Origin of the sequence: Achromobacter sp. ESBL13 (assembly GCF_036668755.1) — a bacterium.
Lineage (GTDB): Bacteria > Pseudomonadota > Gammaproteobacteria > Burkholderiales > Burkholderiaceae_B > Achromobacter.
The window spans coordinates 794,681-821,122 of sequence record NZ_JAZEVT010000001.1; the positions used below are offsets into that span (position 1 = coordinate 794,681).

24 protein-coding genes are annotated in these 26,442 nt (G+C 64.4%); 12 read left to right on the plus strand and 12 right to left on the minus strand.

All coding sequences use genetic code 11. From position 1 onward, the window contains the following. Nucleotides 1-11: 11 nt before the first annotated feature. Nucleotides 12-761: a glycerophosphodiester phosphodiesterase gene (ugpQ, locus tag V6F88_RS03695; protein ID WP_332608028.1), complete on the minus strand. Its 750-nt coding sequence runs from the start codon at nt 759-761 to the stop codon at nt 12-14. A gap of 120 nt (nt 762-881) precedes the next feature. Beyond that, nucleotides 882-2,174, minus strand: a complete 1,293-nt coding sequence (locus V6F88_RS03700) for a M20/M25/M40 family metallo-hydrolase (protein ID WP_332608029.1) — start codon at nt 2,172-2,174, stop codon at nt 882-884. Nucleotides 2,175-2,540: 366 nt separating this feature from the next. On the opposite strand from V6F88_RS03700, the gene V6F88_RS03705 reads away from it, so the two are divergent. After that, nucleotides 2,541-4,505 carry a SurA N-terminal domain-containing protein gene (locus V6F88_RS03705; RefSeq protein WP_332608030.1) on the plus strand — a complete coding sequence of 655 codons (1,965 nt, stop codon included), beginning with the start codon at nt 2,541-2,543 and terminating at the stop codon, nt 4,503-4,505. 53 nt (nt 4,506-4,558) lie between these two features. Here V6F88_RS03705 and V6F88_RS03710 read toward each other — a convergent pair whose 3' ends face one another. After that, a complete protein-coding gene (locus V6F88_RS03710) occupies nt 4,559-5,209 on the minus strand; it encodes an arylesterase (protein WP_332608031.1) in 651 nt (216 codons plus the stop codon). Here V6F88_RS03710 and V6F88_RS03715 point away from each other — a divergent pair. After that, on the plus strand, nt 5,208-5,885 hold the full coding sequence (locus tag V6F88_RS03715) for an ABC transporter ATP-binding protein (protein ID WP_332608032.1): 678 nt from the start codon (nt 5,208-5,210) through the stop codon (nt 5,883-5,885). The two genes, V6F88_RS03710 and V6F88_RS03715, sit on opposite strands and share 2 nt — an antisense overlap. 33 nt (nt 5,886-5,918) lie before the next feature. Here V6F88_RS03715 and V6F88_RS03720 read toward each other — a convergent pair whose 3' ends face one another. From V6F88_RS03720 to V6F88_RS03730, 3 genes are read right to left on the minus strand one after another with little or no spacing between them, the layout of a single operon-like run. Further along, the gene (locus V6F88_RS03720) at nt 5,919-6,902 is read right to left on the minus strand and encodes an ABC transporter substrate-binding protein (protein ID WP_332608033.1); all 984 of its coding nucleotides are present in this window, start codon (nt 6,900-6,902) and stop codon (nt 5,919-5,921) included. A gap of 25 nt (nt 6,903-6,927) precedes the next feature. Beyond that, the gene (locus tag V6F88_RS03725; RefSeq protein WP_332608034.1) at nt 6,928-8,574 is read right to left on the minus strand and encodes an ABC transporter permease; all 1,647 of its coding nucleotides are present in this window, start codon (nt 8,572-8,574) and stop codon (nt 6,928-6,930) included. A 13-nt stretch (nt 8,575-8,587) separates the two neighbouring features. Continuing rightward, a complete protein-coding gene (locus V6F88_RS03730) occupies nt 8,588-9,664 on the minus strand; it encodes an ABC transporter ATP-binding protein (protein ID WP_332608035.1) in 1,077 nt (358 codons plus the stop codon). Between the two features lie 245 nt (nt 9,665-9,909). Between V6F88_RS03730 and V6F88_RS03735 the strand changes: the two genes are divergently transcribed. The 3 genes from V6F88_RS03735 to V6F88_RS03745 all read left to right on the plus strand — a co-directional run bounded on the left by V6F88_RS03735 (nt 9,910) and on the right by V6F88_RS03745 (nt 12,055). Further along, entirely contained in the window at nt 9,910-10,818 is a 909-nt protein-coding gene (locus V6F88_RS03735; protein WP_332608036.1) for a LysR substrate-binding domain-containing protein, read from the plus strand. 12 nt (nt 10,819-10,830) lie between these two features. Then, nucleotides 10,831-11,547, plus strand: a complete 717-nt coding sequence (gene serB / locus V6F88_RS03740) for a phosphoserine phosphatase SerB (protein WP_332608037.1) — start codon at nt 10,831-10,833, stop codon at nt 11,545-11,547. Nucleotides 11,548-11,749: 202 nt separating this feature from the next. Then, a complete protein-coding gene (locus tag V6F88_RS03745; protein WP_332608038.1) occupies nt 11,750-12,055 on the plus strand; it encodes a hypothetical protein in 306 nt (101 codons plus the stop codon). A gap of 49 nt (nt 12,056-12,104) precedes the next feature. On the opposite strand, the gene fabV is transcribed toward V6F88_RS03745, so the two are convergent. Together fabV and V6F88_RS03755 are read right to left on the minus strand one after the other, a co-directional pair. Then, nucleotides 12,105-13,295: an enoyl-ACP reductase FabV gene (gene fabV, locus V6F88_RS03750; RefSeq protein ID WP_332608039.1), complete on the minus strand. Its 1,191-nt coding sequence runs from the start codon at nt 13,293-13,295 to the stop codon at nt 12,105-12,107. A 133-nt stretch (nt 13,296-13,428) separates the two neighbouring features. Then, the gene (locus tag V6F88_RS03755) at nt 13,429-14,385 is read right to left on the minus strand and encodes a DMT family transporter (protein ID WP_332608040.1); all 957 of its coding nucleotides are present in this window, start codon (nt 14,383-14,385) and stop codon (nt 13,429-13,431) included. Between the two features lie 67 nt (nt 14,386-14,452). Between V6F88_RS03755 and V6F88_RS03760 the strand changes: the two genes are divergently transcribed. The 7 genes from V6F88_RS03760 (at nt 14,453) to V6F88_RS03790 (ending at nt 21,886) form a co-directional block, all read left to right on the plus strand. Beyond that, nucleotides 14,453-15,358: a LysR family transcriptional regulator gene (locus V6F88_RS03760; protein ID WP_046804968.1), complete on the plus strand. Its 906-nt coding sequence runs from the start codon at nt 14,453-14,455 to the stop codon at nt 15,356-15,358. Between the two features lie 412 nt (nt 15,359-15,770). Next, nucleotides 15,771-16,817: a TRAP transporter substrate-binding protein gene (locus V6F88_RS03765; RefSeq protein WP_332608041.1), complete on the plus strand. Its 1,047-nt coding sequence runs from the start codon at nt 15,771-15,773 to the stop codon at nt 16,815-16,817. Nucleotides 16,818-16,899: 82 nt separating this feature from the next. Beyond that, nucleotides 16,900-17,520, plus strand: coding sequence for a TRAP transporter small permease subunit (locus tag V6F88_RS03770; protein WP_332608042.1), 621 nt, complete (start codon nt 16,900-16,902; stop codon nt 17,518-17,520). Next, a complete protein-coding gene (locus V6F88_RS03775) occupies nt 17,517-18,800 on the plus strand; it encodes a TRAP transporter large permease (protein ID WP_332608043.1) in 1,284 nt (427 codons plus the stop codon). The genes V6F88_RS03770 and V6F88_RS03775 overlap by 4 nt, the downstream gene beginning before the upstream one ends. A 116-nt stretch (nt 18,801-18,916) precedes the next feature. Then, entirely contained in the window at nt 18,917-19,600 is a 684-nt protein-coding gene (locus V6F88_RS03780; RefSeq protein WP_332608044.1) for a DUF2848 domain-containing protein, read from the plus strand. Nucleotides 19,601-19,691: 91 nt separating this feature from the next. Further along, nucleotides 19,692-21,041 (plus strand): amidase, encoded by a 1,350-nt coding sequence (locus V6F88_RS03785; RefSeq protein WP_332608045.1) that lies wholly within the window; start codon nt 19,692-19,694, stop codon nt 21,039-21,041. A 38-nt stretch (nt 21,042-21,079) separates the two neighbouring features. Then, nucleotides 21,080-21,886 (plus strand): putative hydro-lyase, encoded by an 807-nt coding sequence (locus V6F88_RS03790; protein ID WP_332608046.1) that lies wholly within the window; start codon nt 21,080-21,082, stop codon nt 21,884-21,886. A gap of 96 nt (nt 21,887-21,982) precedes the next feature. On the opposite strand, the gene V6F88_RS03795 is transcribed toward V6F88_RS03790, so the two are convergent. The 4 genes from V6F88_RS03795 to V6F88_RS03810 all read right to left on the minus strand — a co-directional run bounded on the left by V6F88_RS03795 (nt 21,983) and on the right by V6F88_RS03810 (nt 26,214). Then, nucleotides 21,983-23,053, minus strand: coding sequence for a porin (locus V6F88_RS03795; protein WP_332608047.1), 1,071 nt, complete (start codon nt 23,051-23,053; stop codon nt 21,983-21,985). Nucleotides 23,054-23,437: 384 nt separating this feature from the next. Continuing rightward, the gene (locus tag V6F88_RS03800; protein WP_046804961.1) at nt 23,438-24,739 is read right to left on the minus strand and encodes a TRAP transporter large permease; all 1,302 of its coding nucleotides are present in this window, start codon (nt 24,737-24,739) and stop codon (nt 23,438-23,440) included. Continuing rightward, nucleotides 24,732-25,232 carry a TRAP transporter small permease gene (locus tag V6F88_RS03805; RefSeq protein WP_046804960.1) on the minus strand — a complete coding sequence of 167 codons (501 nt, stop codon included), beginning with the start codon at nt 25,230-25,232 and terminating at the stop codon, nt 24,732-24,734. The genes V6F88_RS03800 and V6F88_RS03805 overlap by 8 nt, the downstream gene beginning before the upstream one ends. A 7-nt stretch (nt 25,233-25,239) precedes the next feature. Further along, the gene (locus V6F88_RS03810) at nt 25,240-26,214 is read right to left on the minus strand and encodes a TRAP transporter substrate-binding protein (RefSeq protein ID WP_332608048.1); all 975 of its coding nucleotides are present in this window, start codon (nt 26,212-26,214) and stop codon (nt 25,240-25,242) included. Nucleotides 26,215-26,442: the final 228 nt, after the last annotated feature.

Sequence of the window (26,442 nt, forward strand, 5' to 3'; positions counted from 1 at the left end):
GGCGTTCTGCCTCAGTCGGCCGGCCGGATCGCGGCCAACTCGTCGGTGAAAATGCCGTCGATGCCCCAGTCCAGCAGCAAGCGGGCGCGTTCGGGGTCATTGACGGTCCAGGCCGCGATTCGATAGCCGGCGGCGTGCACGGCGTCGATCAATTCGCGGGTTGCGTCTTTTTGGTTGATGTTCAGCGCCACGCACTGGTACTTGGCAAGGCGTTCGCGCCAGTCGGCGGGCACCTTTTCCACCAGCAGGGCGCGCGGCAGTTCGGGGGCGGCTTCCAGCGCCGCTTGCAAGGCTTCTTCGGCAAACGAAGACAGCAGCGGGGGCGTGCTTGCGCCTTGCCACAGCTGCTTGCAGGCCAGCGCCACGGCGGCGCCGGTTTCGGCCTCGCGACCCGGGCACGGCTTGATTTCAACGTTGCTGGCAATGCCATTGGCCACGGTGTAGCGGGCCACGGCGGCGAAGGTGGGCAGGGGTTCGCCCGCGTAAGCGGCCGAGTGCCAGCTGCCGAAATCCAGTTGTGCCAGTTCGCTGTAGGTCTTGGCGGCGGCCGGGCCGGTGCCGTTCGAGGTGCGGTCGACGTCGTCGTCGTGCATCAGCACCAGCACGTTGTCGCGGCTCAGTTTGACGTCGTATTCGAACATCGTGAAACCGTGCTCGGCGCCCACGCGCATCGCGGCCAAGGTGTTCTCCGGCGCCAAACGACCGCCGCCACGGTGGGCGATGTAACGGGAATAGGGCCAGGAGGGAAGATTTGCGGTCATGTTGGTGATGCTTGGGGTTCTTGGGGACAGGGTTGCAAGGATACTCCTTCTTGGGGGGCGATTCGGCGCTGGACCCCGCCGCTGGGCGCCAGCCAGGTGCGGCGGCGGGGTGGCCCCTTTTTACTTGGGCGCCACTTTGCCCTGGGACACATCCATGATCATCCGGCTGGCCAGGTACAGGCGCGGCACGATGCTGTTGATCTGAATGTATTCCGCGTCATTCGAGTGCGCACCGAAGCCGCTCAAACCCATGCCTTCAACAACGGGGCCGCGCGCCTTCAAGGCCGCGAACGCCGCGTCCGTGCCGCCGCCGCTGGCCCGGTCCACCACCTTCAACGGCAGGTCCAGTTCCTGGTAGATCTTGACGCCATGCTGGGCCAGCGCGCGCGAGGCATCGGTGGCTTCCAGCGGCGGGCGGCGCACCTCGAACTTCACGCTGACCTTCGATTCGGGCAGCAGTTTTTTCTGCACGCGTTCTTCCAGCGTTTTCGCCAGGGCGTCAAAGTCGGACACGCGCAAGGCGCGCGCGTCAGCCTGCGCGGTGGCCTGGCCGGGGATCACATTGCGATTGGTGCCCGCCTGCGCCACCGTCCAGTTCAGCTTCAGGCCATCTTCCGGCTTGGAAAGCTTGTCCAGTTGCAGCAACTGGTGCGCCAGTTCATACAGCGCATTGACGCCGCCTTCAGGGCGGGCGCCCGCGTGCGAGGTCTTGCCTTGCACCGTCAGGTACGCCGCGCCGATGCCGCTGGTGGCCAGGGTCAGGCGGGGTTCGGTGCCGCCGCCTTCAAAGGAAAACACCGCGTCCTGGTCCGCGCCCAGCCGCGTGATGGTGCTGCGCGCGCCCGGCGAACTGATCTCTTCGTCGCCGTTGATCAGCACGGTCAGCGTGCCGAAATCTTTGAATCCCAGCTTTTGCAGCAGCGTCAGGGTGTGGATGATCGTCGCCACGCCGTGCTTGTCGTCGGCAATGCCCAGCCCGTAGGCCTTGTCGCCGTCAACGCGGAACGGCTGGTCTTTCAGCATGCCGTTGCGGTAGACGGTGTCCATGTGGGCGATCAGCATGATCTTCTTGGTGCCGGTGCCCTTGAACTCGGCGTGCACCATCGGGCCAACCTTTTCCGGCGTGTCGTCCAGTCGGAACACATCGGTGGCGGGGATGATCTCGACCGTGCCACCCAGCGCCTTCAGGCGGTCGCGGATCAAGTCCGCGATGCGTTCGACGCCTTCCACGTCCTTGCTGCCGGATTCAATGTTGACCAGGTCGCGCATGGTGTCCAGCATGGCTTGTTGCTGGGCTTTGGCGGCGTCGTGCACGGCGGCCACCGGCGCGGCCAGCGCCCCGTGCGCCCCGCCCAGGAAGGCAAGAGCCAGGCAGGCGGGCAGGACGTGCTGGCGGAAAGAGGTAAGCGGCATTGATGGAACCCTTTATAAAGTTGCACAGGAAAGGGCGTCGGCGAACGGCCGGCGTCGGGGCGCGGCACGGTGATCGGCCGGCCCCACGGGCCAAGATACGGGTGGCTACGGGGACCGGAAACGGGAATTTCCCGGGTTGACGGTGCAACGCTTCGGTGGGAAGCGCCCCGTCTGCGCCCGCCCGGGATAAACCTGAAGAGAATCTAAAGGCCCGATGCAAGTGAGAAATGCTAAAATCCGCCCGCTGATCCGGTAATAACCGGTATGGGAATAGGGCGAATCAAGTTCGCCCTTTTTTTTGCGTTTTCTTTTGCGTTTTCGTGCGGCTTTGGGTGGACACCCCCGAAGCGCGGCAACAGGGATTCCATGTTCGAATTTATTCGCAGCCATCGGCGCTGGATGCAGCTCATCCTGCTGCTTCTGATTGTGCCGTCCTTCTTCCTGGTCGGAATTCAAGGCTATGACAGCTTCATGCGCAAAGAGCCGGAGCTGGCGACGGTCGCTGGCCAGCCGATTTCTCGCGCCGAGTTTGACCAGGCGCACCGCAACCAGCTTGAGCAGATGCGTCAGCGTCAGGGCGCCCGCTTTGACCCGGCCGTCTCCGACACGCCCGCCTTGCGCGAAGGCCTGCTGAACCAGCTGATCAATCAGCGTCTGCTGGCCAACGTCGCGGTGGACAACCGCTTCAACGTGTCGGATGAAACGCTGCGCAACACCATCGCCGCGATTCCCGAAGTACAGGACAACGGCCGCTTCTCGCCCGAGCGTTATCGCCAGGTACTGGCCGCGCAGGGCATGTCGCCGACCTCGTTCGAAGCCGGCCTGCGTCGCGATCTGGCCGTAGGCCGCGTGCTGGACCCGGTGGGCCAATCGGCCCGCGCGCCCGCCGAAGTGGTCGCCTCGCTGGAATCGGCCCTGACGCAGCAGCGCACCGTGCAATTGCGCCGCTTCGCCGCCGAGGACTATCGCTCGCAAGTGACCGTGACGCCGGCCGATATCCAGGCCTGGTACGACGCCAACAAGCAGCAACTGCAAATTCCCGAACAGGTCCAGGTGCAATATCTGGTGCTGGACGAAGCTGCCGCCACGCAGGGCATCCAGGTCAAGGACGAAGACCTGACGGCCTATTACGAGCAAAACAAGAACCGCTTTGGTCAGCCCGAACGCCGCCGCGCCAGCCACATCATGATCGAGCTGGCTCCGGGCGCCTCGGAAGATGCCCGCAAGGCTGCCCGCGCCAAGGCCGAAGACCTGGCCAAGCAAGCCGCCGCCGATCCGGCCAAGTTTGCCGAACTGGCAACCAAGAATTCGCAGGATGCCGGTTCCGCCGCCAAGGGCGGTGACCTGGGCTGGCTGGCGCCGGGCATGTTGTCGGGCCCGCTGGAAAAGGCCATTTTCAGCCAAACCAAGGACCAGGTGTCCGGCGTGGTTGAAAGCCCGGCCGGCTTGCACATCGTCAAGGTCACCGAGATCCAGCCCGCCGCCATCAAGCCGCTGGCCGAGGTCAAGGACCAGATCACCGGTGAGGTGCGCAAGCAACTGGCCGCCGTCCACTTTTCGGAAATGGCCAGCCAGCTGAACAAGCAGGTCTACGACCAGCGCGACAGCCTGCAACCGGCCGCCGACGCGGTGGGCTTGAAGCTGCGCACCGCCTCGGGCGTTACCCGCGAAGGCTTGCTGCCCGCCGACAAGGCCGGCCCCGGTTCCGCCGCGGACAGCCCGGATGCCGAGCTGCTGGACAACCCGCGCGTACGCCAAGCGCTGTTCTCGGCCGAAGTGATGCGTGAAAAGCAGAATTCCGGTGTGATCGAATTGTCGCCCGCCATCATGATGGCGGTGCGCGTGGCCAACATCGAACCGGCCCACGTGCCTGTGTTGGACAAGGTCAGCGATTCCATCCGCGCCCGTCTGCTGCAAGAGCGTTCGGCCGAAGCCGCCAAGAAGGCCGGCGAAGCCGCGTTGGCGGCCGACAAGGCCAACCCGGCCGCCGCGCCGGAAGGCTTCTCGCCCGCTGTGACGATTTCGCGCCAGGACCCCAAGAACTTGCCGCAGCCCGTGGTGGATGCCGCGATGCGCCTGCCGTCCTCGCCGCTGCCGGGTTACACCGGTGTGCAGTCGGGTGCGGACTACACGCTGGTGCGCCTGGAAAAGGTTGAGGCCGGTTCGGTCGACGCCACCGCCAAGGACCGTCTGACGCAGCAACTGTCGGGCGGCCTGGGCCAGGCTGAAATCGAAGCGCTGCTCAAGATGCTGCGCGAGCAATACAAGGTTCAGGTGCTGCCCAGCGCCGCCGACGTCATTCGCGGCGATCAGCCGCAGGCAGCGGGCTGATCCGTCAGCACCCGGGGCCTTGCGGGTAAGGGCCCCGGTCCTTGGACTATTAGTTAGTTCAACAGTGGCTGCAACGTCGGCCACACGTTGTCCAGCAATTGGGGCTGGGCATCCTCGTTAGGGTGGATGCCGTCAGCCTGGAACATCGCCCGGTTTGTTGCCATTCCCTCCATCAGGAATGGCACCAGCCGGGCGTTTTCGTTTTTGGCGACCGTGGAAAACAGCTGCGCGAAACGTTGCGAGTAGTCCCGTCCGTAGTTGGGCGGGATCTGCATGCCCACGATCACGACCTTGGCGTCGGCTTGCTTGGCAGCCTGCGCCATCGTGCGCAAGTTTTGTTCGGTCATGGTCAGCGACAATCCGCGCAGCGCATCGTTCGACCCCAGTTCCAGCACCACCACGGCCGGCGCATGCTGACGCAGCAGCGCCGGCAGGCGCGCCACGCCACCGCTGGTGGTGTCGCCGCTGATGCTGGCATTGACGACCTGGTACTTAGGGTATTGTTCGGAAACCCGCGCCGCCAGCAGCGGTACCCAGCCCGTGCCGCGCTTGATGCCGTATTCGGCGGCCAGGCTGTCGCCCACCACCAGCACGGCCCTAGGCGCGGAACCCTGGGCCGCCACGGCGGTCTGAGCGTGGGCGGGAAGCGCCATGGCGGCGAGACTCAGGGCGGACGTAAGACGCAGAAGGGAAAATAGGCGCATGGATAGCAAGAATTCGATCGAAGTGAAAGGGCTGGGCAAGCGGGTCGCCGATGCCGGCGGGACGCTTTCTATCCTGGAAGGCATTGATTTTACGGTCCAGGCGGGTAGCGCCGTGGCGATCACCGGAAGTTCCGGCTCGGGCAAGTCTACGTTGCTGGGACTATTGGCCGGGCTGGATGTTCCCAGCGTGGGCAGCGTGCACCTGGCCGGACAGGACCTGTTCGCCCTGGACGAAGACGGCCGCGCGCGCTTGCGGGCCAACCATGTGGGCTTTGTCTTTCAGTCATTCCAGCTGTTGCCGAACCTGACGGCGCTGGAAAACGTGATGCTGCCGTTGGAGCTGGCGGGCCTACCCGCGCGCGAACCGGCCCAGGCCATGCTGGAACGCGTGGGCCTGGGCGCGCGCTTGCACCATTACCCGCGCACGCTGTCGGGTGGCGAGCAACAGCGCGTGTCGCTGGCGCGCGCCTTCGTGGTGGAGCCCGACCTGCTGTTTGCCGACGAGCCCACCGGCAGCCTGGACGCCGCCACGGGCGTCACTGTTATCGATCTGATGTTTGACCTGCACCGCGAACACGGCACCACGCTGGTGCTGGTCACGCACGACCCGCAACTGGCCGCGCGCTGTGCACGCCAACTGGTGTTGGCGGCCGGCCGGATGGTCCAGGGCGACTGACGCGCCCGGGCGTTTCCGGCCTTAGCCTTGGCCTTATTTGGCCTTCGCCACGGCCTGGTTCCACGCCGTAACCACCGCTTCATAATCGGTGGCGGCCGCTTCCTGGCTGACCGGGAAGATCTTGATCGACGCCAGATCGGGCAGGGGGGTCAGGCTGGCCACGGCCACGTCAGTGCGGGTCGGGCGGCGAAAGTTCTTCACCAATTGCGCTTCCTGCGATTCCTTGCTGAGCAAGCCGTCGTACAGCGCCTTGGCCGCATCCAGGTTCTTGGCGCCCTTGATGATGAACATGCCTTCAGGCGCCAGGTAGCTGCCCTCGGTCGGGTAGACCAGCTTGATCTCTTTTTGCCCGCCCGCCACGTATTCCTGCGCCGCGTATTCCAGCGTCATGCCGACCGCATATTCGCCGGCCGCCACGCCCTTGTAGGTCGTGCCTGACGACGCGGTAACGACGGCGTTGGCGGCGATCTTGTCCAGCCCGGGCTGACCGAATTGCTTGTACAGCCCGTACACCAGCATGTACGCCGTGCCGCTTTTCGACGGGTCGGTGATCGCGAACTTGTTCTTCCACTGCGGCTGCATCAGGTCCGACCAGGTGGCGGGCGCGGGCAGGCCCTTCAACTGGCGTTCGTTGACCATCATCACCATCACGTGCACGTTCGTGCCCACCCACAGGTCATCCGGGCCACGGAATTCGGCCGGAATCTTGTCCAGGTCGGCCGAGCGGTAGGGCTGCAACTGCTGGCGATACGCGCCCAGCGTGCCAAAACCGCCGCTCCAGAAAAGATCGCCGCGGGGGTTCTGCGATTCAGCTTCGATGCGCTTCATCATCGTGCCCGTGCCGCCCGTGACGGGCTGCACGTTCAGCTTGGGGCTCTTCTTTTTCACCGCGTCCAAGGCGGTCTCGATGGTTTCCGTGTTGTTCGACGAATACAGCACGACGTTCTGGGCGTGCGCCGCGCCGGCGGCCAGGGTGGTGGCCAACAGGCTGGTTTGGATCAAGTGCTTGATTTGCATGGGTAACCTTTCGAACTTTAGGGGGTTATTTGCCGGAGAACAGCTTGATGCGAAATGCCTTGACCGACACGATGATGGGCAGAACGATCACCGTGACCAGCGCCGCGCCGTAGGCCGACGCCATGCCCAGCCTGCCGCCGTCAACCTGGCGGAAGATGGCGATCGGCATGGTTTCCAGGCCGCCGCTGTAGGCCACGATGGACGCCGACAGCTCCGAGATGGTCGTCAGCCACATCAGGATCGCGGCGGAAATGATCGACGCCTTCATGGCGGGCAGGATCACTTTGAAAAACGTCATCAGCGGCGACACGCCCAGGCTGATCGACGCTTCTTCAATGGAATCGGGAATATTGAACAGCACCGACGATGCGTTGCGTACCGCGAATGGCAGGCGGCGCACCGTGTAGCACAGCACCATGATGCCGGCGGTGCCGGCCAGCACCAGCCAGCCCGTGTTGAACGTCTGCACCAGCGCAATGCCCAGCACCGTGCCGGAAATCGTCAGCGGCAGCAGCACGATGTAGTCCAGCACTTGCGTGAAGGCACTGCGCTTCTTGATCGTCAGATAGCTGACCAGCACCGCGAAGGCCACGCCGAGCACCGTGGCCATCGAAGCGAATTTCAGCGAATTCAGGATCGGTTCGGGCGCCCCGTGCAGCGCGCGCTGCATGCTGGCCAATGACCATTGGCCCCATTGCATGACGGGCCCGCTGGTCTTGGTGAAGGCGGCGATGAACACGATGATCAGCGGCAGCATCGACACCAGGATCACCAGGCCGACGCCACTCGCATACAGCACCGCCGTCCAGGAACGCACCCGCACGGCGGCCGGTGCGCGGCCCTGCGTCATGGTGTAGACCTTGCGTTCCACCACGCGCTTCTGAAAGAACAGCACGATGGCCACGATGGCGATCGACACGACCGACATGGCGCTTTGCAACGTGGGGCTGCCGCCCATTTCACTGACGAAGGTGTTGTACGTCATGACGGACAAAAGCGGCACGCGGCTGCCCAAAAGCATCGCCAACGCAAAGTTGCCCACCACCAACGTAAACACCACCAGCGCGTTCACCAGCACGGCGGGCAGCAGCACCGGCACCAGTACGCGCAGCCGCGTCAGCAACGGCGGCGTGCCCAGGCTAAGGCCCGCTTCTTCAAGCTGGCCGTCAAACCCGCGCAGCGCGGCCAGCACGCCCAGGTAAATGTAGGTGTAGTAGACGAGCGTCATGGAAAACACCATGCCCGTCCAGCCGTAGAACGACGGCAACGAAATACCCACGTCGCCCAGCAGATTGGTCAACAGGCCGTTATTGCCCAACAGCAGCAGCCAGGACTGGCCCACGATGATCTCAGGGATCACGATGGTCAACACCGGCAGAATCGCGACCAGGTTCTTCAGCGGAAAGTCGTAGCGCGCCACCAGGTACGCAAACGGCACGCCCACCAGCACGGTGCAGGTGGTGACGGCCAGGCCCAGGAGCAGGGTGTTGCCGAACGCCTCCAGGTATTGCGAGTCGGCCAGCAACGCCTTGAAGCCGTCCAGCGTGAAGCCGCCGTCCTGGCCCGTGATGCTGTTGCCGAACAGCACCCCTAGCGGATACAGCACAAAGAACAGAAGCAGGACCAGGCTGATCGCGGTCAGGATGCCCCAGGGCCACCATTTGATTTTCATGGCGCGCGCGTCCTCAGGCGTTGACGACGCGGCTGTCGGCGGGGATCAGCACCTGCACCGATTCGCCGGGCTGGAACTGCGCCACCATGTTGCCGGCATGCAGTTCGACGCGGATCTCCGTGCCGTTGTCCAGCGCGATGCGGTAGGCCGTCTTGAAGCCCAGGTATTGGCGGCGCAGCACCTTGCCGGGCAGCGTATTGGGCACGTAGGGCGTGGGGGCCATCAGCGCCAGTTCTTCCGGGCGCGCGATCAGCACGCCGCTGGCGTCCAGCCGCGCGCTGCCTTGCACCCCATCAAAGCCCAGCCCGCACAGTTCATAACGCACGTGCCCTTGCGGTGCCCCCGCCAACCCGGTTTGCGCGGGTACCGGAATGACGTTGGCCGACCCGATGAAGTCCGCCACGTACGCGTTGACGGGCGTGCCGTACAGGTCTTCAGGCGTGCCCAATTGCGCGATGTTGCCGTGGTCCATGATGGCGATGCGGTCCGACATCGCCAGCGCCTCTTCCTGGTCGTGCGTGACAAATACGGTGGTGATACCCGCTTCCCGCACCAGGTCCAGGATCACGTCCCGCATCTGCAAGCGCATCTTGGCGTCCAGGTTGGACAGCGGTTCATCCATCAGCAGCACGCGCGGCCGGATCACCAGCGCGCGGGCCAGCGCTACCCGCTGGCGCTGGCCGCCGCTCATCTGGGCGGGGTAGCGGTCAGCCAGTGCCAGCAGGCCGACGTTGTCCAGCGCTTCGTTCGCGCGCCGCGTGATGTCGGCGCGGGCAACGCCCCGGGCGCGCAGCCCGTACGCCACGTTGTCAAACGCGGTCTTGTCCGGGAACAGCGCGTAGTCCTGAAACACCATGCCGATGTCGCGGCGGTGGGCGGACACGTGCGTCACATCGTCCTGGTCGAACAGCAGGCGGCCGCCATCGGGCGCATAAAAGCCCGCAATGCAGCGCAGCAAGGTGGTTTTGCCGCAGCCGCTGGGCCCCAACAGCGTGTAGAACGCGCCGTCGGGTATGTGCAGTGACAAATTGCGCAACACTTGCTGTCCGCCAAATGTCTTGGCGATGCCGTCTACCGTAATCGATGCCATGTCAGTTCCTGCTTGGGTTCCCGGCATCATAGGAACGCGGTCCAGGCACGACCAGCAGTGTTTTTTAAGGCATGGCGTTAGATTTTCTAAGAGGTCGGCCGGGCCGGTATCCCATAGAATGCGGCAGAACAGAACGGGACGGGCGTGGCCCTGCCGCGCCGCCAATAATTAGACGACAAGGGTAAACGTGGGAAAGAGCAGCACACACTGGCGCCCGGCGGGCGTGCGGGCGGGCGCCCGTTGAAATGGCGGGGCCGATCCTGCCGCCGTTGAAAGCCCTGCGCGTGTTCGAAGCCGCGGCACGGCTGCGCAGCTTCACGGCCGCTGCCGATGAACTCAGCATCACGCACAGCGCGGTCAGCCAGCAGATACGCGTGCTTGAAGACTACCTGGGGCAGCCGCTGTTCGCCCGCGAGGCGCGCGGTGTGGCGTTGCTGCCCGGGGCGCAGGCGTATTTCCCTGAAGTGCAGGCCAGCCTGGAACGCATCGCCGCCGCCACGGCCAAATTCAAGGCGCCGGCCTATGGCGGCGTGTTGCGCGTGTGCGCCACTCCCTCGCTGACCATGAAATGGCTGATCCCGCGCCTGTCCACCTTCCAGGGGCAGCACCCCGGCATCGACGTGCAACTGACGACGCAGGCCCGTCCTTTTCTGGACCGGGGAGGCGACACGGGCAGCGACGTATTGATCCGGCATGGCTTCATGGCGCATTCCGATCTGGCGTGCGTGCATTGCCTGGACGACTTTCACGTGCCCGTGGCCTCGCCGCGTTTTATCGAGCGAAACCGCTTGCGCGCGCCTGCCGATTGCCTCGGCCATCCGCTCTTGAAGATATCGGGCGGCATGGACCATTGGCCCCGCTGGTTCGCGCTGGCAAAGGTGGACGTGCCGCCGCAGCTGCCCGGGCCCGTGTTCGACCATCAATTCCTGTGCATGCAGGCGGCCATGAACGACCTGGGCATTGCCTTGGCGCCGTGGTGCCTGCTTGAAGACGATATTCGCGCCGACCGATTGCGCCCCTTGTTTGAGCAGCCCCATCTGCCCAACGCCGGCATCCACGCGCTGTACCGCCAGGACGGCCCGGCCGCCGCCGCCGCGCAGTTGTTCATCGCGTGGCTGTGCGCGCAGTCGCCCAGCCTGCCTAACCCCACCTGAACCGAGACACCCATGTTTGAATCGTCCGCCGTACCCGGCCTGCATTGGCGCGGCATCACGCCGCCCTTGTCCCTGTCCGACTACCAGGTCATTGCGTTCGACATGGATTCCACGCTCATTTCCATCGAAACGCTGGATGAAATGGCGGATCTGATGGGCAAGAAAGCTCAGGTGGCGGCGCTGACCGAAGCCGCCATGCGCGGCGACCTTGTTGATTACAAGCAAAGCCTGCGCGATCGCGTGGCCTTGCTGGCCGGCATGCCGCAAGCCTGGCTGGACAAGGTCTATGACGAACGTGTGCGCCTGAATCCCGGCGTGGAAACCCTGATCGCGTCTTGCAAGGCGGCGGGGCTGACCTGCCTGCTGGTCACGGGCGGCTTCACGTGTTTCACCGACCGCCTGCGCGCCAGGCTCGGGTTGGACGATGTGCGCGCCAACGTGCTGGAAGTAGTCGACGGAAAACTGACCGGCAAGTTGCTTGCGCAGCCGTGGGGCGATATCTGCGACGGCGAGGAAAAGCGCCGCAAGCTGGAGCAGGTTTGCGCGCAGCGCGGGGTAGGGCTGGACCGCGCGATTGCCGTGGGAGACGGCGCGAATGATCTGCCAATGATGCGCGCCGCCGGCCTGTCGGTGGGCTACCGGGCCAAGCCCGCCGTGCGCCAGGTGGTGAATGTGGCCATTGACGAAGGCGGTTTGGACCGCTTGCTGGAGATCCTGACGAAAAAGTAGAAGTAAGCGGCGTTTTTAGACTTAATCCAAATTGATACGAAAAAATCTTCAGAGTAGTCTGATTGACAACCGGGACATGTTATTGAAAGCGGCGCAGTTTCATACGCGCCGCGATGCCAAGGTGAAACCAAGGTGATGTCTGGGGAGTGCCTTCTGGCAGGCAAGCACGCCTGCCAGACGTTGCCAACGCTCTGGAGTCGCCATGATGATTCGTTGTTCAGCGTTTGTTGTGTTTGCAGCCGCCACGCTCGTCCCGATGGCGGCCAGCGCCGCCGGTGGCATCATCCGGTTCTCGGGTGCAATCGTCGAACCGACGCGTTGTCAGGTCAGCCCGCCGCGCGACGCCAGGCAGACCGTGCCACGGGTCAGCTGTGTTGCCGCCGCCGGCCGCCCGGCCGCTTCGGCCGACAGCGTCGTCAAGGTCAGCACGAAGGCATTGCAGCCCTTGCCCGGCAGGAGCGGTGCGCGCGATGTACCGCACCGGCTGGTCACGTTGGACTACCTTTGATGCCGGGTGCGCGCCGGCCTCGGGGCCCGCGCGCACTGAGGCCGCTTGATCAGATCAGGCCGCGTATTTCCACGGCCGGGTCGACATCCGCCTCGTAGTCCACGCCGTCAATCTCGAAACCGAACAGGCGCAGGAACTCCTGCTTGTAGCCGGCAAAGTCGGTCAGTTGATAGATGTTGTCGCTGGTGACCTGGTTCCACAGCGCCTGCACGGCCTCTTGGACCTTGGGGTCCAGCTCCTTGTAGTCGGCGCGCAGGCGGCCCTGGGCGTCCAGGATGGGCGTGTCGCTGCACAGGCTGTCGCGGTACAGGCCATACACCTGTTCGATGCAGCCCTCGTGCGTGCCTTGCTCTTTCATGGTCTTGAACAGCAGCGACAGGTACAGCGGCATCATGGGAATGGCCGAGCTGGCCTGCGTGACCACCGCTTTCAGCACCGATACCCGGGCATCGCCGCCGCGCGCGGCCAGCTTGGCGCGGATGTCCAGCACCTTGTCGTCCAGGTCTTTCTTGGCAGCGCCAATCGAGCCGTTCCAATAGATGTCGTGCGTGATCTTTTCGCCCAGGTAGGTGAACGCGGTGGTCGTGGCGCCTTCGGCCAGCACGCCGGCTTCAAGCAGTGCGTCGATCCACATCTGCCAGTCTTCGCCACCCATCACGGCCACCGTGGCGTCGATCTCGGCTTGCGTGGCCGGCTCCAGCACGGATTCCTTGACGACTTCGCGGTCGGTATCCAGGCCGCGCAGGTTCACGGCGTGGCCGATGGGTTTCAGCGTCGAATTGAACACCTGGCCCGTCTTGGGGTGCGTGCGGCGCGGGGCCGCCAGGCTGTAGATGACCTGGTCCACCTGGCCCATGCCGGCCTTGATGGCGGCAATGGTCTTTTGCTTGATCTCGTCCGAGAACGCGTCGCCGTTGATGCTTTGCGCCGGCAGGCCGTGCGCCTCGGCCGCCTTGTGAAACGCGGCGGTGTTGTACCAGCCCGGCGTGCCGGCCTTGGCGGCCTCTGCCGGGCGTTCGAAGAACACGCCCAGCGTTTGCGCGCCACAGCCGAAGGCCGCGCTGATGCGCGCCGCCAGGCCATAGCCGGTGGATGCGCCCAGCACCAGCACGCGCTTGGGGCCCCCGGCGATGGGTCCTTGCGCCCGGGCGTAGTCGATCTGCTTATTGACGTTGGCCTCGCAGCCAACGGGGTGGGTGGTAACGCAGATAAAGCCGCGCACGCGGGGCTTGATGATCATGAAGACCTCGTTCGGGGAAATGCCGGATGCCGGGAAAGCCGATGCGCCAAAGCGCAAAAAGCGTCGAGCATTGTACGGGAGCGGCTGCGCATTCGCCGGCGCGACCGGCCGGCGGGGTGAACAAGCCGCCGATTCAGCGGGCGACGGCCCGGGCCGCGGCGCTGATTGCCATGCCGCGGCGCCATTCGATCAGGCCGATGCCGATGCCGCTGGCGCAGATGATCGCAATCCCCAACCACGTAAGCGGGTCGGGAAAGTGGCCCCAGACGAGCCAGCCCACGGACGTGGCGCTGATGATTTGCAGGTAGATGAAGGGCGCCAGCGTAGATGCCGGGGCCCGGCGGTACGCGGCAATCTGGAATAGATGTCCAACCCCGCCGGTCAGGCCGGTCGAGATCAGCAAGAACCAGTCGAATGTGGATAGCGATTGCAGAACGGGCAGGGCGGCCGGCAGCACGAAGGGCAAGGTCAGCGTCAGGCAGGCGGTGCCCACCGCGCCGCTCCAGATCAAGGATGTGAACGGGTCGTCGCCCGCCACGCGCCGCGTGGCAATGAACTGTGCGGCAAAGCAGCACGCCGTCAGCAAACCAAAGATAGTGCCGATGGGATGCAGGCCGCCGCCAGGGCGGATCACGATGATGACGCCGATAAAGGCAATGCCCGCCGCCACGAAGCGCGACAGGCGAGCGGGTTCTTTCAGGATCCACGGCGCCAGCGACAGCACCAGCAGGGGCGCCAGGAAGTTGATGGCCGTGGCCTCGGCCTGTGGAATGTAGCTAAGGGTCGTGAAGAACATCAGCGTGGCCAGGAACATGGACCCGCCCCGGATCAGTTGCTCTCGTGGCCGCGTGCTGCGCAGCACCCGGACGCCGCGCGTCGGCAGCACCAGCGCCAGCACCAGGATCAGGTGGACCACGTAGCGGAACCACGACAGCACCAGCAGCGGCACGCCCGCGTTCATGACCCATTTGCCGCTGGCGTCCAGGCAGGACAGCGTCCACATCGACAACACCAATAGCAAGATCCCGACTAGCGGGCCGCGCGCGGCGGGCGCCGGGGCTGGCGGGCGACCTTGGTGGGCCGGGGTCATGGAGGGGCTCCTGATGGGGAAATGGGCGGCTGCCATGATACGCTCATCGCGCCGGGGGAACAGGCCAATGATCGAACTACGCAACGTCGAAACTTTTTTTTGGGTCGCCACGCTGGGCAGCTTTCGCGCCGCGTCCGACAAGCTCAACACCACGCAACCTGCCGTGTCGCAACGCATCGCCTCGCTGGAGGCCGACCTGGGCGTGCGGCTGTTCGAGCGCGACGCGCGCGGCGTCAAGCTGACCGCCAAGGGCCACGAACTGCTGTCGCACGCCGAACGCATGCTGCAAGTGCGGCGCGATATGTTCGAGGCGGCGCGCGAACAGAACGTCATGACCGGCACGGTGCGCATCGGCGTGGCCGAAACCATTGTGCAGACCTGGCTGCCCACGCTGATCGAACTGATCCATTCCACCTATCCGGCGCTGGTGCTGGAGATCGAGGTGGACACCACCCACGTGTTGCGCCCGCACCTGATGTCGCGCCAGATCGACCTGGCGTTCCTGATGGGGCCGGTGCTTGAAGCCCGTGTCGAGAACCTGCCGCTGTGCAGCTACCCGCTGGCCTGGGTGGCCAGCCCCACGCTGGACCTTGGCCCCGAGCCGCTGACGCTCGAACGCATCGGCAAGCTGCCCATCATCACGTATCCGTCCAACAGCTCGCCGTACCGCGTCGTGCGCGACATGCTGACGCGCGCCGGCGTGGCGTCACCGCGCATGTATGGCAGCGCGTCCATGTCCATGGTGGTGCGCATGACGCAGGACGGCATCGGCACCAGCGTGATCGCGCCTGTGTTTCTGGGCAAGGAGCTGGCGCGCGGCGAACTGCGCATTCTGCGTGTGCAGGCCGACCCCTTGCCTGAATTGAGCTTTACCGCAACCTGGGTGCAAGGGCCGGATAGCCACGCGGTCAGGGTGATTGCGCAGATGGCGCAAAAGGTCGCGGCGCAGGCCGGGGACGGAATTCCGGCCTAGGTGTTTTCCCCCAGAGGGGGCGGGGAGCCATCCCGCATTCCGGGCAGCCAAACACCCATCCCCGCCCACCCAATCGCCTGAAAAGCCGCGCCAGGCCGTCGTTTGCGAAAACGGCGCCACGCCGATCCGGCGAGACCCAAGAAATATTTATACCCCCACATCGCAACATACGATTGGACGCTTGGCGCCCCGGGCGATGCAATGGCGAAACAGCAAAAATGCAACGCCTGGATACACAGTGCGGGGGAAAAGCATGAACCATCTTTCGAGCCTATTCCGGACCCTGGCGCCCGCCCATCGGCCGCGCCTCGCACGCGATCTTCGCGCCTGATTACCTGAACCTAAGCGCGCGCGACAGGGGTAACGGGATCCCGCGCGCGACAGACCATCCCGCCAGCCAGGAGTTTTGTCCATGAAGAAGTCTCTTGTTTTCGCCGCCGTCGCCGCCAGCATGCTTGCCGGCGCCGTCCACGCACAGGACCTGCCCAAAACCCAGTTGAAGGTCGTGGGAGGCCTGTCCAACCTGACCGCCTATAACGACTACGAAAAGCCGTTCTGGACGAAGACCATTCCCGAGCTGTCCAAGGGCCAGGTCACGGCCGAAATCAAAGGCTTCAACGAAATGGGCCTGAAAGGCCCCGAGTTGCTGCGTTTGATGTCGCAAGGCGTGATTGAATTCGGCACCGCCACGCTGTCGTACTTCGCCAGCGACAACCCCATCAACGAAGCCATCGACCTGGCCGGCCTGGCGCCCGACGTCAAGACCGCGCGCGCCGTGACCGACGCGTTCGAACCCGTCTACGCCAAGCTCTACGGCGAAGGCAACAACGTCAAGCTGCTGGGCATCTCGACCTATCCCGCCCAGGTGCTGTTCTGCAACGCAGAAATCAAGAGCCTGGCCGACATCAAGGGCAAGAAGGTTCGCACCAGCAGCCGCACCACGGCTGAGTTCGTTGAAGCACTGGGCGGTTCCAGCGTGACGATGGCCTTCGGTGAAGTGGTGCCGGCGCTGCAAAACAAGGTGGTCGACTGCGCCATCACCGGTTCGCTGTCGGGCTATTCGGCCAAGTGGTACGAAGTGTCCACCCACCTGGTTGCGCTGCCGATCAACTGGAACCAGCAGATCCACGCCGTCAACCAAAAGGCCTGGGACAAGCTGGACCCCGCCGTGCGCACGTTCCTGCAAACCAACGTGAAGACGCTGGTGGACAACATCTGGGAAGCCGCTGCCCGCCAGACGCAGGAAGGCTATGACTGCAACACCGGCGCCGCCGCTTGCCCGTTCCCGGTCAAGGGCAAGATGGTTCTGGTGCAGCCGTCGGATGCCGACCGCGCGCTGCTCAAGAAGGTTGCGCAAGAAGCCGTGTTGCCCAAGTGGGCCGCCCGTTGCTCGGCACAGTGCGTGAAGGACTTCAACGCCACCATCGGCAAGACGCTGGGCCTGACCGCCAGCAAGTAAGCGCTGGACAGCGCCGCCGCATCGCGCGGCGGCGCGCTTTTCCGCAAGTCATACCGGGCGTTTGCCCGCAGAGGTTCTATCCATGACCCAAACCGAACACTTCCGCCTGCTGGGCGGCCTGTTGCGGCGCGCCGAGACATTCTCGCGCCTGGCCGTGTGGGCCGGCGGCGCGTTGACGGTGGCCAGCGTGCTGCTGATCTCGTTCGACGTGCTGGCCCGCAAATTCCTGGGGTTCACCACCGGTGGCGCCGACGAATTGTCCAGCTATGCCTTCGCCATCAGCACGTCGTGGGCGCTGGCGTTCGCCACGCTGCAACGCGCCAACGTGCGTGTGGACGTGCTTTATCAATACCTGCCGGTGCGCCTGTCGGCCGTGCTCGACTGGATTTCCATGGTGTCGCTGGCCGTCTTCATGGTGTTCCTGACGTACTACGCCTACGACGTGGTGCAGACCTCATGGGCGCAAAAGTCCGCCGCCAACACCCCGCTGGCCACGCCGCTGTGGGTACCGCAAGGCTTGTGGCTATTGGGGCTGGCCTGGATGTGCATCACGGTCGCTTTGATGCTGGCGCGCGCCTCGGCCGCGTTGGTCACGGGCGACATCGAACTGGTCAAGCAGATCTGCGGTGTGCGTTCCGCGCAAGAAGAAGCTGAAGAAGAAGCCGCCGCCGGCGAGCGCATGGTCAAGGGAGACGCAGCATGATTTCCACCGCATTGACGTTGTTGCTGGTGCTGATCGGCCTGTCCATTCCCGTGGGCGCGGCGCTTGGCGTGTTGGGTCTGATCCTGGACCCGCTCTTTTCGATGCTGCCGCTGTCGCGCGCCATCGGTGAAATTTCCTGGAGCTCGAACAACGAGTTCCTGCTGGTGGCGATTCCGCTGTTCATCATGCTGGGCGAAGTGCTGCTGCGCGCGGGCTTTGCCGAACGCATGTACAGCGCGATGAGCCTGTGGCTGTCGTGGTTGCCGGGCGGCTTGATGCACGCCAACATCGGCGCGTCCACCTTGTTCTCGGCAACGTCGGGTTCCAGCGTGGCGACCGCCGCCACGGTCGGCACCGTGGCCATTCCGCAGATCCGAAAGTATGGCTACAACGAGCCGTTGTTCCTGGGCAGCCTGGCCGCGGGCGGCACGTTGGGCATTTTGATTCCGCCATCCATCAACCTGGTCATCTACGGCGTGCTGACGAATTCGTCCGTGCCCAAGCTGTACCTGGCCGGCATCATCCCCGGCTTTGCGATGGCCGCGCTGTTCATGCTGACGGTGGTGGTGGCCTGCGTGGCCAAGCCGTCCTGGGGCGGCAAGAAGATCCATGCAACGTGGGGCCAGCGCCTTGCCAGCCTGGTGCACCTGGCGCCGCCGATGGGCATCTTCTTCCTGGTGGTCGGTTCCATCTACGCCGGGCTTGCCACGCCGACGGAAGCCGCCGCGCTGGGCGTGCTGGGCGCCTTCATCCTTGCCGCCTGGTTTCGCCGCCTGTCCTGGACAATGCTGCGCGAAGTGATGGAAGGCACGATGCGATCCACGGCGATGATCATGCTGATCGTCATCGCGGCCAGCTTCCTGAACTTCATCATGTCGGCCACCGGCCTGACCGACGCGCTGACCAAGTCGATCACCGGCCTGGGCTTGTCGCCGGGGTGGATGCTGCTGATCGTGGTGATCTTCTACCTGGTGCTGGGCTGCTTCATGGAAACGCTGTCCATGATGATCACGACGATTCCGATCGTGGCGCCCATCATGATCGCGCTGGGCTACGACCCGATCTGGCTGGGCATCGTCATCATCATCCTGGTTGAAGCCGCCCTGATCACGCCGCCCGTGGGCCTGAACCTGTTCGTGGTGCAAAGCCTGCGCAAAAGCGGCTCAATGAGCGCCGTGATCATCGGCAGCCTGCCGTTCGTGGCCGCCATGTTCGTGATGCTGGGGTTGCTGGCGTTCTGGCCCGACATCGCGCTGTGGTTGCCGCGCGCGTTTGGTTGATGGATCGATTGATTGATTGATCGATCGATTGATCGAATGAAAAGACTGTTTGTTTGAACCGGGTGCGGCCCACAGCGGCCACACCGTTTCCCACCCGTTATTTCCGCAGGACTGATATGAAAGCCGTATTCAAGATTGACGACGCCAATCCCCGCCAAGTGGAAGTGGATTTCAACACCCTGATCGTTGCCGGCTGGGCCGGTCGCGACATGGCCGCCATCGAGCACCACATCGAAGAGCTGGCCGCCATCGGCGTGCCGCGCCCGACCAGCGTGCCGCTGTACTACCGCATCGCCGACAACCAGCTGACCCAGGCCACGCAAGTGCAGGCCGTGGGCGAGGATTCGTCGGGCGAAGTCGAAACGTTCGTGTTCGCCGTGGACGGCGAGATGTACGTCAGCATCGCGTCGGACCATACCGACCGCAAGCTGGAAACCGTCAGCGTCGCCATGTCCAAGCAGGTCTGCGTGAAGCCGGTGGCAACCGAAGCCTGGCGCCTGGCCGACGTGGCCGACTACTGGGACGAATTGGTCATCCGCTCGTACATCGTCGAGAACGGTGAAAAGGTGCTGTACCAGGAAGGCCCGCTGTCCACGCTGCGCACCCCGCAGGACCTGATTGCCGGCTACACCGGCGGCGCCGCCGTGCTGCCGCAAGGCGCGGGCATGACCTGCGGCACCGTGGGCGCCATCGGCGGCATCCGCGCCGCGGCCGACTTCACCATGGAATTGTTCGATCCGCGCCGCCAGCGCACGATCAGCCATCGCTATCATGTCGAATCGCTGCCCGTGGTGGCCTGATTCCGTTTCTGCATGGCATTGAACGCCAGGCGCGCCTTTTCAGGTTGCGCCTGTTCGCACTTTTACGCCGCTAGGCGGCACGAGGACAATGATGGTTTCGACCTTGAATGATCTGACCTTGGCCCTGAACGAGGGCCGTACCACCTCGGTGGCGCTAACCGAACTGGCGCTGGCGCGCGCGCAGGATGCAGCGGGCGAGGGCGCCCGCGTTTTCACCAAGCTGTATGCCGAGTCGGCGCTGGCGCAGGCGCGCGCATCCGACACCCTGCGGGCGGCGGGCTTCGTACGTTCGGCGGTGGAAGGGCTGCCGATCAGCATCAAGGACCTGTTCGACATCGAAGGCGAAACCACCATGGCCGGCTCGGTCGCGCGCGAAGGCGAGCCGGCGGCTGACGCCAACGCCGACGTCGTGCAGCGCCTGATCGCGGCCGGCGCCGTCATCATTGGCCGCACCAACATGACCGAATTCGCGTATTCGGGCCTGGGCATCAACCCGCACTACGGCACGCCGCTGAACCCGTATGACCGCGCCACCGGCCGCATTCCGGGCGGGTCGTCCTCGGGCGCGGCAGTGTCCGTGGCGGACGGCATGGCCGTGGCCGGCATCGGTTCCGACACCGGTGGCTCAGTGCGCATTCCGGCCGCGCTGTGCGGCCTGACGGGCTTCAAGCCCAGCGCCTGGCGCGTGTCGATGCAGGGCGTGCTGCCCCTGTCGGCCAACCTGGATTCCATCGGCCCCATCGCCGCCAGCGTGCGTTGCTGCGCCGAGCTGGACGCCATTCTGTCGGGCGACGGCGGCCCCGTGCCCGAAGCCATGGCGCTGCGCGGCTTGCGCCTTGCCGTGCCCACCACGCTGGCGCTGGACGCCATGGACAAGCACGTGGCCGACAGCTTCGCGGCGGCCGTGGCCCGGCTGAAGGAAGCGGGCGCGCAGGTGGATGAAATCGCCATCCCCGAATTCGCCGAGGTTGGTGGCATTAACAGCAAGGGCGGCTTCACGGCGGCCGAAGCCTGGGCCTGGCACCGCGATTTGATCGCGCGCGCCGGCAAGCGCTACGACCCGCGCGTGGTCTCGCGCATCATGCGTGGCCAGGACATGAGCGCCGCGGATTACATCGATTTGCTGGATGCGCGCGAAGCGTGGGTGGCGGCGGTGGATCACCGCATTGCGGGCTACGACGCCCTCATCATGCCGACCACGCCCATCGTGGCGCCGGCGGTGGCCGACCTGGTCGCTTCCGACGAAGCCTATTACGCGGCCAACGGCCTTATCCTGCGCAACCCCACGCTGATCAACTTCCTGGATGGCTGCGCGCTGTCGCTGCCTTGCCATGCGCCCGACACAGCCCCCGTGGGCTTGATGATCGCCGGCAGCAACGGCGCCGACCGCCGCATCCTGGCCGTCGGCCTGGCCATCGAGGCGCTGTTTGCCGGGCACTGATCGCCCGGTGCTTCACAACCGCATCAAGAGGATTTTTCATGTCGCCCGTCGACGCCTTACGCAATAGTGTCCAACTGGCTCGCCAGGCGCGTCTGGACGCCCGCAGCGGACGCCTGACCGGCCCCACGGCCAACCTGGCGCCGGGGCACGTCCAGGCCAACCTGGCCATCCTGCCGCGCGCGCTGGCGGCGGACTTCCTGCATTTCTGCCAGCGCAACCCCAAGCCTTGCCCCTTGCTGGCCATGTCCGAACCCGGCAGCCCGGCGCTGCCGGAGCTGGGTGAAGACATCGACATCCGCACCGACATCCCGCGCTACCGCGTCTGGAAGAACGGCGAGCTGGTGGCCGAACCCACCGACGTGCGTGATATCTGGCGCGACGATCTGGTGTCGTTCCTGATTGGCTGCTCGTTCTCGTTCGAAGAAGCCATGCTGGATAACGGCTTGCCAGTGCGCCATATCGAGCAGGGCTGCAACGTGCCGATGTACCGCACCAACATCCCGACGCATCCGGCAGGGGCCTTCAGCGGCCCGCTGGTGGTGTCCATGCGCCCCTTGAAGGCGGCGGATGCCATCCGTGCCATTCAGGTCACGTCGCGCTTTCCGTCGGTGCACGGGGCGCCCGTGCATATTGGCGACCCGTCGCTGATCGGCATTGCGGATATCGACCAGCCTGACTACGGCGATGCGGTCGAGATCCGGCCGGGCGAAATGCCCGTGTTCTGGGCTTGCGGCGTCACGCCGCAATCGGTGGTGTCGTCGGTGCGGCCGGAGTTCTGCATCACGCACGCGCCGGGGCATATGCTGGTGACCGATCTGGTCAACAGCCGGATGGCGATGCTGTAAACAAAAAACCCCATCGCAGCCGTTGCGCGGCGATGGGGTTTTGGGGTTTGGTTTTTTGCATCGGGCGTTTCGAAAACGCCCGATGCACTGCGTCGCTTAGAAAATGTGGCGGAAGCCCACGGCGGCGCCGATCTGGTGGTTCTTGCCGGCGATTTCGTCGGTGGCGGCGTTGCTGACCTTGTTCCAGTCCACCGTGCCGTACACCTGCGAACGCTTGGACAGTGAATACTCGGCCACCGCGACCAGCGCGTAGCGCTTGCCCTTGTCGCCGTCTTCGACCACGTTCTTGCTTTGGTCGTAATAACCGGCGCCGGTAATGGCCCAACGCGGCGTGGCCTGCCAGGTGGCGCCCACGAAATAGCCGTTGTCCTTGCGGTTCAGGTTGGCGGTGGTGGTGCCGCCCATGACGGCGTTGACCCAGCCCGTTTCGTCGCGGCCATTGAAGTAGCCGGCGAACACCTTGGTGGTTTCAAACTGGTAGGACGCGTTCAGGTTCCAGACGCGCTGGCGCAGGTCGGAATCCAGGCCGTCGTACGTCTGCTGGTAGGCCGCGCCCAGACCCAGCTTGCCGATCATGTAGCGCAGGCTGGCGCCGTACTGCTGGCCCGCCTTGTGGTCTTCCCAGCTTTCGCCGTTGGCCCACGACAACGCCAAGGACAGGTCGCCGATGGTGTTGGAATACTTGGTCATGTTGTTGGTGCGCACGCGCGACATCGCGGCGGGCAACCAGGCGTTCTGGTCGTAGTTGCCCACGGTCAGCGGGTCGAAGTAGTCGGCCAGCAGGTCGAACATCGGCGTGTTTTGCAGACCCAGCGTCAGCTGGCCGATGTTGCCGCCGTCCAGGCCCACGTAGGCCAGGCGGCCAAACGTCTTGCCCGTGGCCGACGAATTGCCGTTCTGCATGTTGAAGCCGTTTTCCAGGCGGAAGAAGGCACGGTTGCCGTTGCCCAGGTCTTCCGAGCCGCGCAGGCCCCAGCGGCTGTTCGAGATGGCGCCGTTTTCCATCGACACGCGGCTGCCGTCTTCGCCAACGCTGCCGGCGCTGGTGCTCAGGTAGCGGATGCTGACGTCGGCGATGCCGTACAGGGTGACGCTGGTTTCCGCCGATGCGGCGCCCGCGGCCAGGCCCAGGCCTGCGGCGGCGAGCGTAAGAGTGATGCGTTTCACTGAGGACTCCTCCTGTGTAGCTGTTTTGTAGTGTGTGACCTGGCTTGTGGCCGGGTTGACCGCGCCGGGCGGATCGTCCGACGTCGGGCCGTTGCACCGACGCTGCTGGATGGCAGCGCGGGTCCGGAGCATTGGCCCAATAGGTTGGCTGCCCCGGCATTGCGCCATAGTGGTGCAAGGGGGGCAGCGCCAGGGGATTCTAAAAAAGTTACGGGATGTGCAGGGCCAAAATGTTTTTGGCGTTTTCCCTGGTTTACAGATCTGAAAAATAGTTGGGGGGTGGGGCAATGCCGCGCTTGTTCAAAAAAAAACCCCGGTCAGGAACCGGGGTTCTTGGACGTCGCTGCCCGGGCGTCCCGGTAGCGACATCACGGCGTCATACCGTCATAGCGTCATGTGCAGCGGTAGCCACGTCGCAATGCCCGGAATGAAATACAGCAGCAGCACCGCCACGATCATCAGGAAGAACATGGGCAGCGACGCCCGCGCGATATAAGGCAATTCACGCCCGCTCATGCCGGACAGCACGAACAGGTTGAAGCCCACCGGCGGGGTGATTTGTGCCATTTCCACCACGAAAACGATGAAGATGCCGAACCAGATCAGGTCGATGCCGGCAGCTTGCACCGTCGGCAACAGCACGCCCATGGTCAGCACCACGATGGAAATGCCGTCCAGGAAGCAGCCCAGCACCACAAAGAAAACCATCAGCGCCATGATCAGCCCGAACTGCGACAAGCCCAGCCCGCCGATCCATTCCGCCAACGCGCGCGGCAGGCCGATATAGCCCATCGCCAGCGTCAGGAACTGCGCGCCCGCCAGAATCAACGCAATCATGCAGTACAGCCGGGTGGCGCCCAGCAGCGACTGCATGAAGGTCGAGCGGTTCAGCGAGCCTTGCAGCGCCGACAACAGCAATGCGCCCACCACGCCCACCGCCGCCGCTTCCGTGGCGGTGGCGATGCCGCTGTAGATGGAGCCAAGCACCGCGCCGATCAGCACCATGACCGGAATCAGGTGGCGCGATTGCGACAGCTTCTGCATGAACGACATGCCGGGGTCCGCCGCCGGCACCTGCCCGGGGTTGCGGATGGCCCACCAGCCGATATAGCCCATGAACAACAGCGCAAGCACGATGCCGGGGAAGATGCCCGCGATGAACAGCTTGGCGATCGACACATCGGCCGCCACGCCGTACACGATCATGATGATCGAAGGCGGAATCAACAGGCCCAGCGTGCCCGCGCCAGACAGCGTGCCCAGGATCTTGTCTTCGGGGTAGCCGCGGCGTGTCAGTTCGGGAATGGTCATCTTGCCGACGGTCGCGCACGTCGCCGCGCTGGAGCCCGACACCGCCGCGAAAATCGCGCAACCGATCACGTTCGTGTGCAGCAGCCGACCCGGCAAGCGGTTCAGCCACGGCGCCAGACCCTTGAACAGGTCTTCGGACAAGCGCGTGCGAAACAGGATTTCGCCCATCCACAGGAACAAGGGTAGGGCGGTCAGCGTCCAGCTGGACGAAGCGCCCCAAATGGTGACGGCCATGGCGTCGCCGGCCGGACGGCTGGAGAAGATCTCCATGCCGATCCATGCCGTGCCCGCCAGCGTCAGGCCGACCCAGACCCCGCAGCCCAACAGCGCGAAGATGGAAACGACCAGTAGGGTGATGACAAGAAGTTCATTCATGGGTTTGCTGCGAAGTAGCGGCGGCCACGCCGCGTGAACGACGAATCAATTCGTCGACTAGGGCGACCAGGAACAACACCGTGCCCACCGCCATGCTGATCTGGGGAATCCAGAGCGGCGTGGCGTCGTTGGACGTGGAGATGTCGTTGTACAGCCAGGAGTCGTACGTCAGCTTGATGCTGAAAAAGGCAAAGGCCGACGCCAGCAGCGAACCCACGGCCAGCGCAAAAATGTCCAGTCGGCGGCTGCCTGCCGGCGCCAACGAATTGAGCAACAGCGTGACCCGGATGTGTTCGCCGTGCTTGAACGTGCTGGATAACGCCAGGAAACCCGCCGCGGCCATGAAGTAGCCTGCATACGCATCGGTGCCAGGAATGTTCAGGCTGAGCTGGCGGGCGATGATCGCCGCCAGCACCGAAACCAGAACGCCGATCGTGCACAGGCCGGCCAACAGGCCGGCCGCGCCGTAAAGACCATCTAAAAAGCGGCGCATAAAAAGATCACTGCTTCTTGTAGGCGTCGATCATGGCCTGGCCGTCGGCACCTGCCTTCTTCAGCCAATCTTCCAGCATGCGCTTGCCGATCACCGACAGGCCTTCCTTGAGTTCCACGGTCGGCTTGATGGTTTCCATGCCGTTCTTGGCCAGCTCTTCCTGGTACCACTTGTTCTTTTCCTGCGACAGCTTCCAGCCGCGTTCCTCGGCCTGCGCGCCGGCCTTCTTCAGGGCGTCTTGTGTAGCCGGGTCCAGCGCGTCAAACGCCTTCTTGTTCACGATGATGGCGTTCTTGGGCAGCCAGGCCTGCGTGTCGTAGAACTTCTTGATGTACTCGTACGTCTTGGTGTCGTAGCCGGTGGACGCCGACGACATGTACGAATCGATCACGCCCGTGGCCAGCGCTTGCGCCAGTTCGGCCTGTTGCACCGTGACCGGCTGCGCGCCGACCAGTTCGGCGATCTTGGCGGTGACGGGGCTGTAGGCACGCCACTTCAGGCCCTTCATGTCGTTGATCTGCTTGATGTCCTTGTTGGCGAAGATGCCTTGGGGCGGCCACGCCACGGCGTACAGCAGCGTCATGCCTTGCGAGGCCAGCTTCTTTTCCAGAAAGGGCTTTTGCGCCTGGTACAGCTTGAACGAGGCGTCGTAGCCGGTGGCCAGGAAGGGCAGGCCGTCCAGTTCGTAGATCGGGTCTTCGTTGGCGAAGTTGGTCAGCAGGATTTCGCCGATCTGTGCCTGATTGCCTTGCACCGCGCGCTTGATTTCCGGCGCCTTGTACAGCGAGGCGTTGTTGTGCAGCTGGATCTTCAGCTTGCCCTGCGACAGCGTGTCCACGTCCTTGATGAAGGTGGTCAGGTTTTCAACGTGGAAGTTACTGGCGGGGTAGGCGCTGGGCAGGTCCCATTTGGTTTGGGCCTGTGCGCCCGCGCTGAACGCCAGGACGATGCTGCCGGCCAGCAATGAGATTTTCTTGTACATGGAAGGTCCTTCTGTGCGAATGGTGAAGACGGGTTTTGCCCGATAGGCATTCTGGAAAGAGACTGCTGCGCGGATGTCGCGCGGCCTGAAAGCCGTGCCATTCTATGGTGCTGCGCGGCAACAACGCGCACAAAAAATGCGGTTTTACGGGTTAATCCTAGGGCTCGGACGCGACACATCCTTGAAGGCTAAAACTTTGCGCGCGGGCGGTGGGACACCCCTTCGCGC

Excerpts from the sequence above, each read along its gene's own strand:
- ugpQ (WP_332608028.1), bottom strand. The coding sequence starts at position 761 with ATGACCGCAAATCTTCCCTCCTGGCCCTATTCCCGTTACATCGCCCAC.
- V6F88_RS03700 (WP_332608029.1), bottom strand. The coding sequence starts at position 2,174 with ATGCCGCTTACCTCTTTCCGCCAGCACGTCCTGCCCGCCTGCCTGGCT.
- V6F88_RS03705 (WP_332608030.1), top strand. The coding sequence starts at position 2,541 with ATGTTCGAATTTATTCGCAGCCATCGGCGCTGGATGCAGCTCATCCTG.
- V6F88_RS03715 (WP_332608032.1), top strand. The coding sequence starts at position 5,208 with ATGGATAGCAAGAATTCGATCGAAGTGAAAGGGCTGGGCAAGCGGGTC.
- V6F88_RS03710 (WP_332608031.1), bottom strand. The coding sequence starts at position 5,209 with ATGCGCCTATTTTCCCTTCTGCGTCTTACGTCCGCCCTGAGTCTCGCC.
- V6F88_RS03720 (WP_332608033.1), bottom strand. The coding sequence starts at position 6,902 with ATGCAAATCAAGCACTTGATCCAAACCAGCCTGTTGGCCACCACCCTG.
- V6F88_RS03725 (WP_332608034.1), bottom strand. The coding sequence starts at position 8,574 with ATGAAAATCAAATGGTGGCCCTGGGGCATCCTGACCGCGATCAGCCTG.
- V6F88_RS03730 (WP_332608035.1), bottom strand. The coding sequence starts at position 9,664 with ATGGCATCGATTACGGTAGACGGCATCGCCAAGACATTTGGCGGACAG.
- V6F88_RS03735 (WP_332608036.1), top strand. The coding sequence starts at position 9,910 with ATGGCGGGGCCGATCCTGCCGCCGTTGAAAGCCCTGCGCGTGTTCGAA.
- serB (WP_332608037.1), top strand. The coding sequence starts at position 10,831 with ATGTTTGAATCGTCCGCCGTACCCGGCCTGCATTGGCGCGGCATCACG.
- V6F88_RS03745 (WP_332608038.1), top strand. The coding sequence starts at position 11,750 with ATGATGATTCGTTGTTCAGCGTTTGTTGTGTTTGCAGCCGCCACGCTC.
- fabV (WP_332608039.1), bottom strand. The coding sequence starts at position 13,295 with ATGATCATCAAGCCCCGCGTGCGCGGCTTTATCTGCGTTACCACCCAC.
- V6F88_RS03755 (WP_332608040.1), bottom strand. The coding sequence starts at position 14,385 with ATGACCCCGGCCCACCAAGGTCGCCCGCCAGCCCCGGCGCCCGCCGCG.
- V6F88_RS03760 (WP_046804968.1), top strand. The coding sequence starts at position 14,453 with ATGATCGAACTACGCAACGTCGAAACTTTTTTTTGGGTCGCCACGCTG.
- V6F88_RS03765 (WP_332608041.1), top strand. The coding sequence starts at position 15,771 with ATGAAGAAGTCTCTTGTTTTCGCCGCCGTCGCCGCCAGCATGCTTGCC.
- V6F88_RS03770 (WP_332608042.1), top strand. The coding sequence starts at position 16,900 with ATGACCCAAACCGAACACTTCCGCCTGCTGGGCGGCCTGTTGCGGCGC.
- V6F88_RS03775 (WP_332608043.1), top strand. The coding sequence starts at position 17,517 with ATGATTTCCACCGCATTGACGTTGTTGCTGGTGCTGATCGGCCTGTCC.
- V6F88_RS03780 (WP_332608044.1), top strand. The coding sequence starts at position 18,917 with ATGAAAGCCGTATTCAAGATTGACGACGCCAATCCCCGCCAAGTGGAA.
- V6F88_RS03785 (WP_332608045.1), top strand. The coding sequence starts at position 19,692 with ATGGTTTCGACCTTGAATGATCTGACCTTGGCCCTGAACGAGGGCCGT.
- V6F88_RS03790 (WP_332608046.1), top strand. The coding sequence starts at position 21,080 with ATGTCGCCCGTCGACGCCTTACGCAATAGTGTCCAACTGGCTCGCCAG.
- V6F88_RS03800 (WP_046804961.1), bottom strand. The coding sequence starts at position 24,739 with ATGAATGAACTTCTTGTCATCACCCTACTGGTCGTTTCCATCTTCGCG.
- V6F88_RS03805 (WP_046804960.1), bottom strand. The coding sequence starts at position 25,232 with ATGCGCCGCTTTTTAGATGGTCTTTACGGCGCGGCCGGCCTGTTGGCC.
- V6F88_RS03810 (WP_332608048.1), bottom strand. The coding sequence starts at position 26,214 with ATGTACAAGAAAATCTCATTGCTGGCCGGCAGCATCGTCCTGGCGTTC.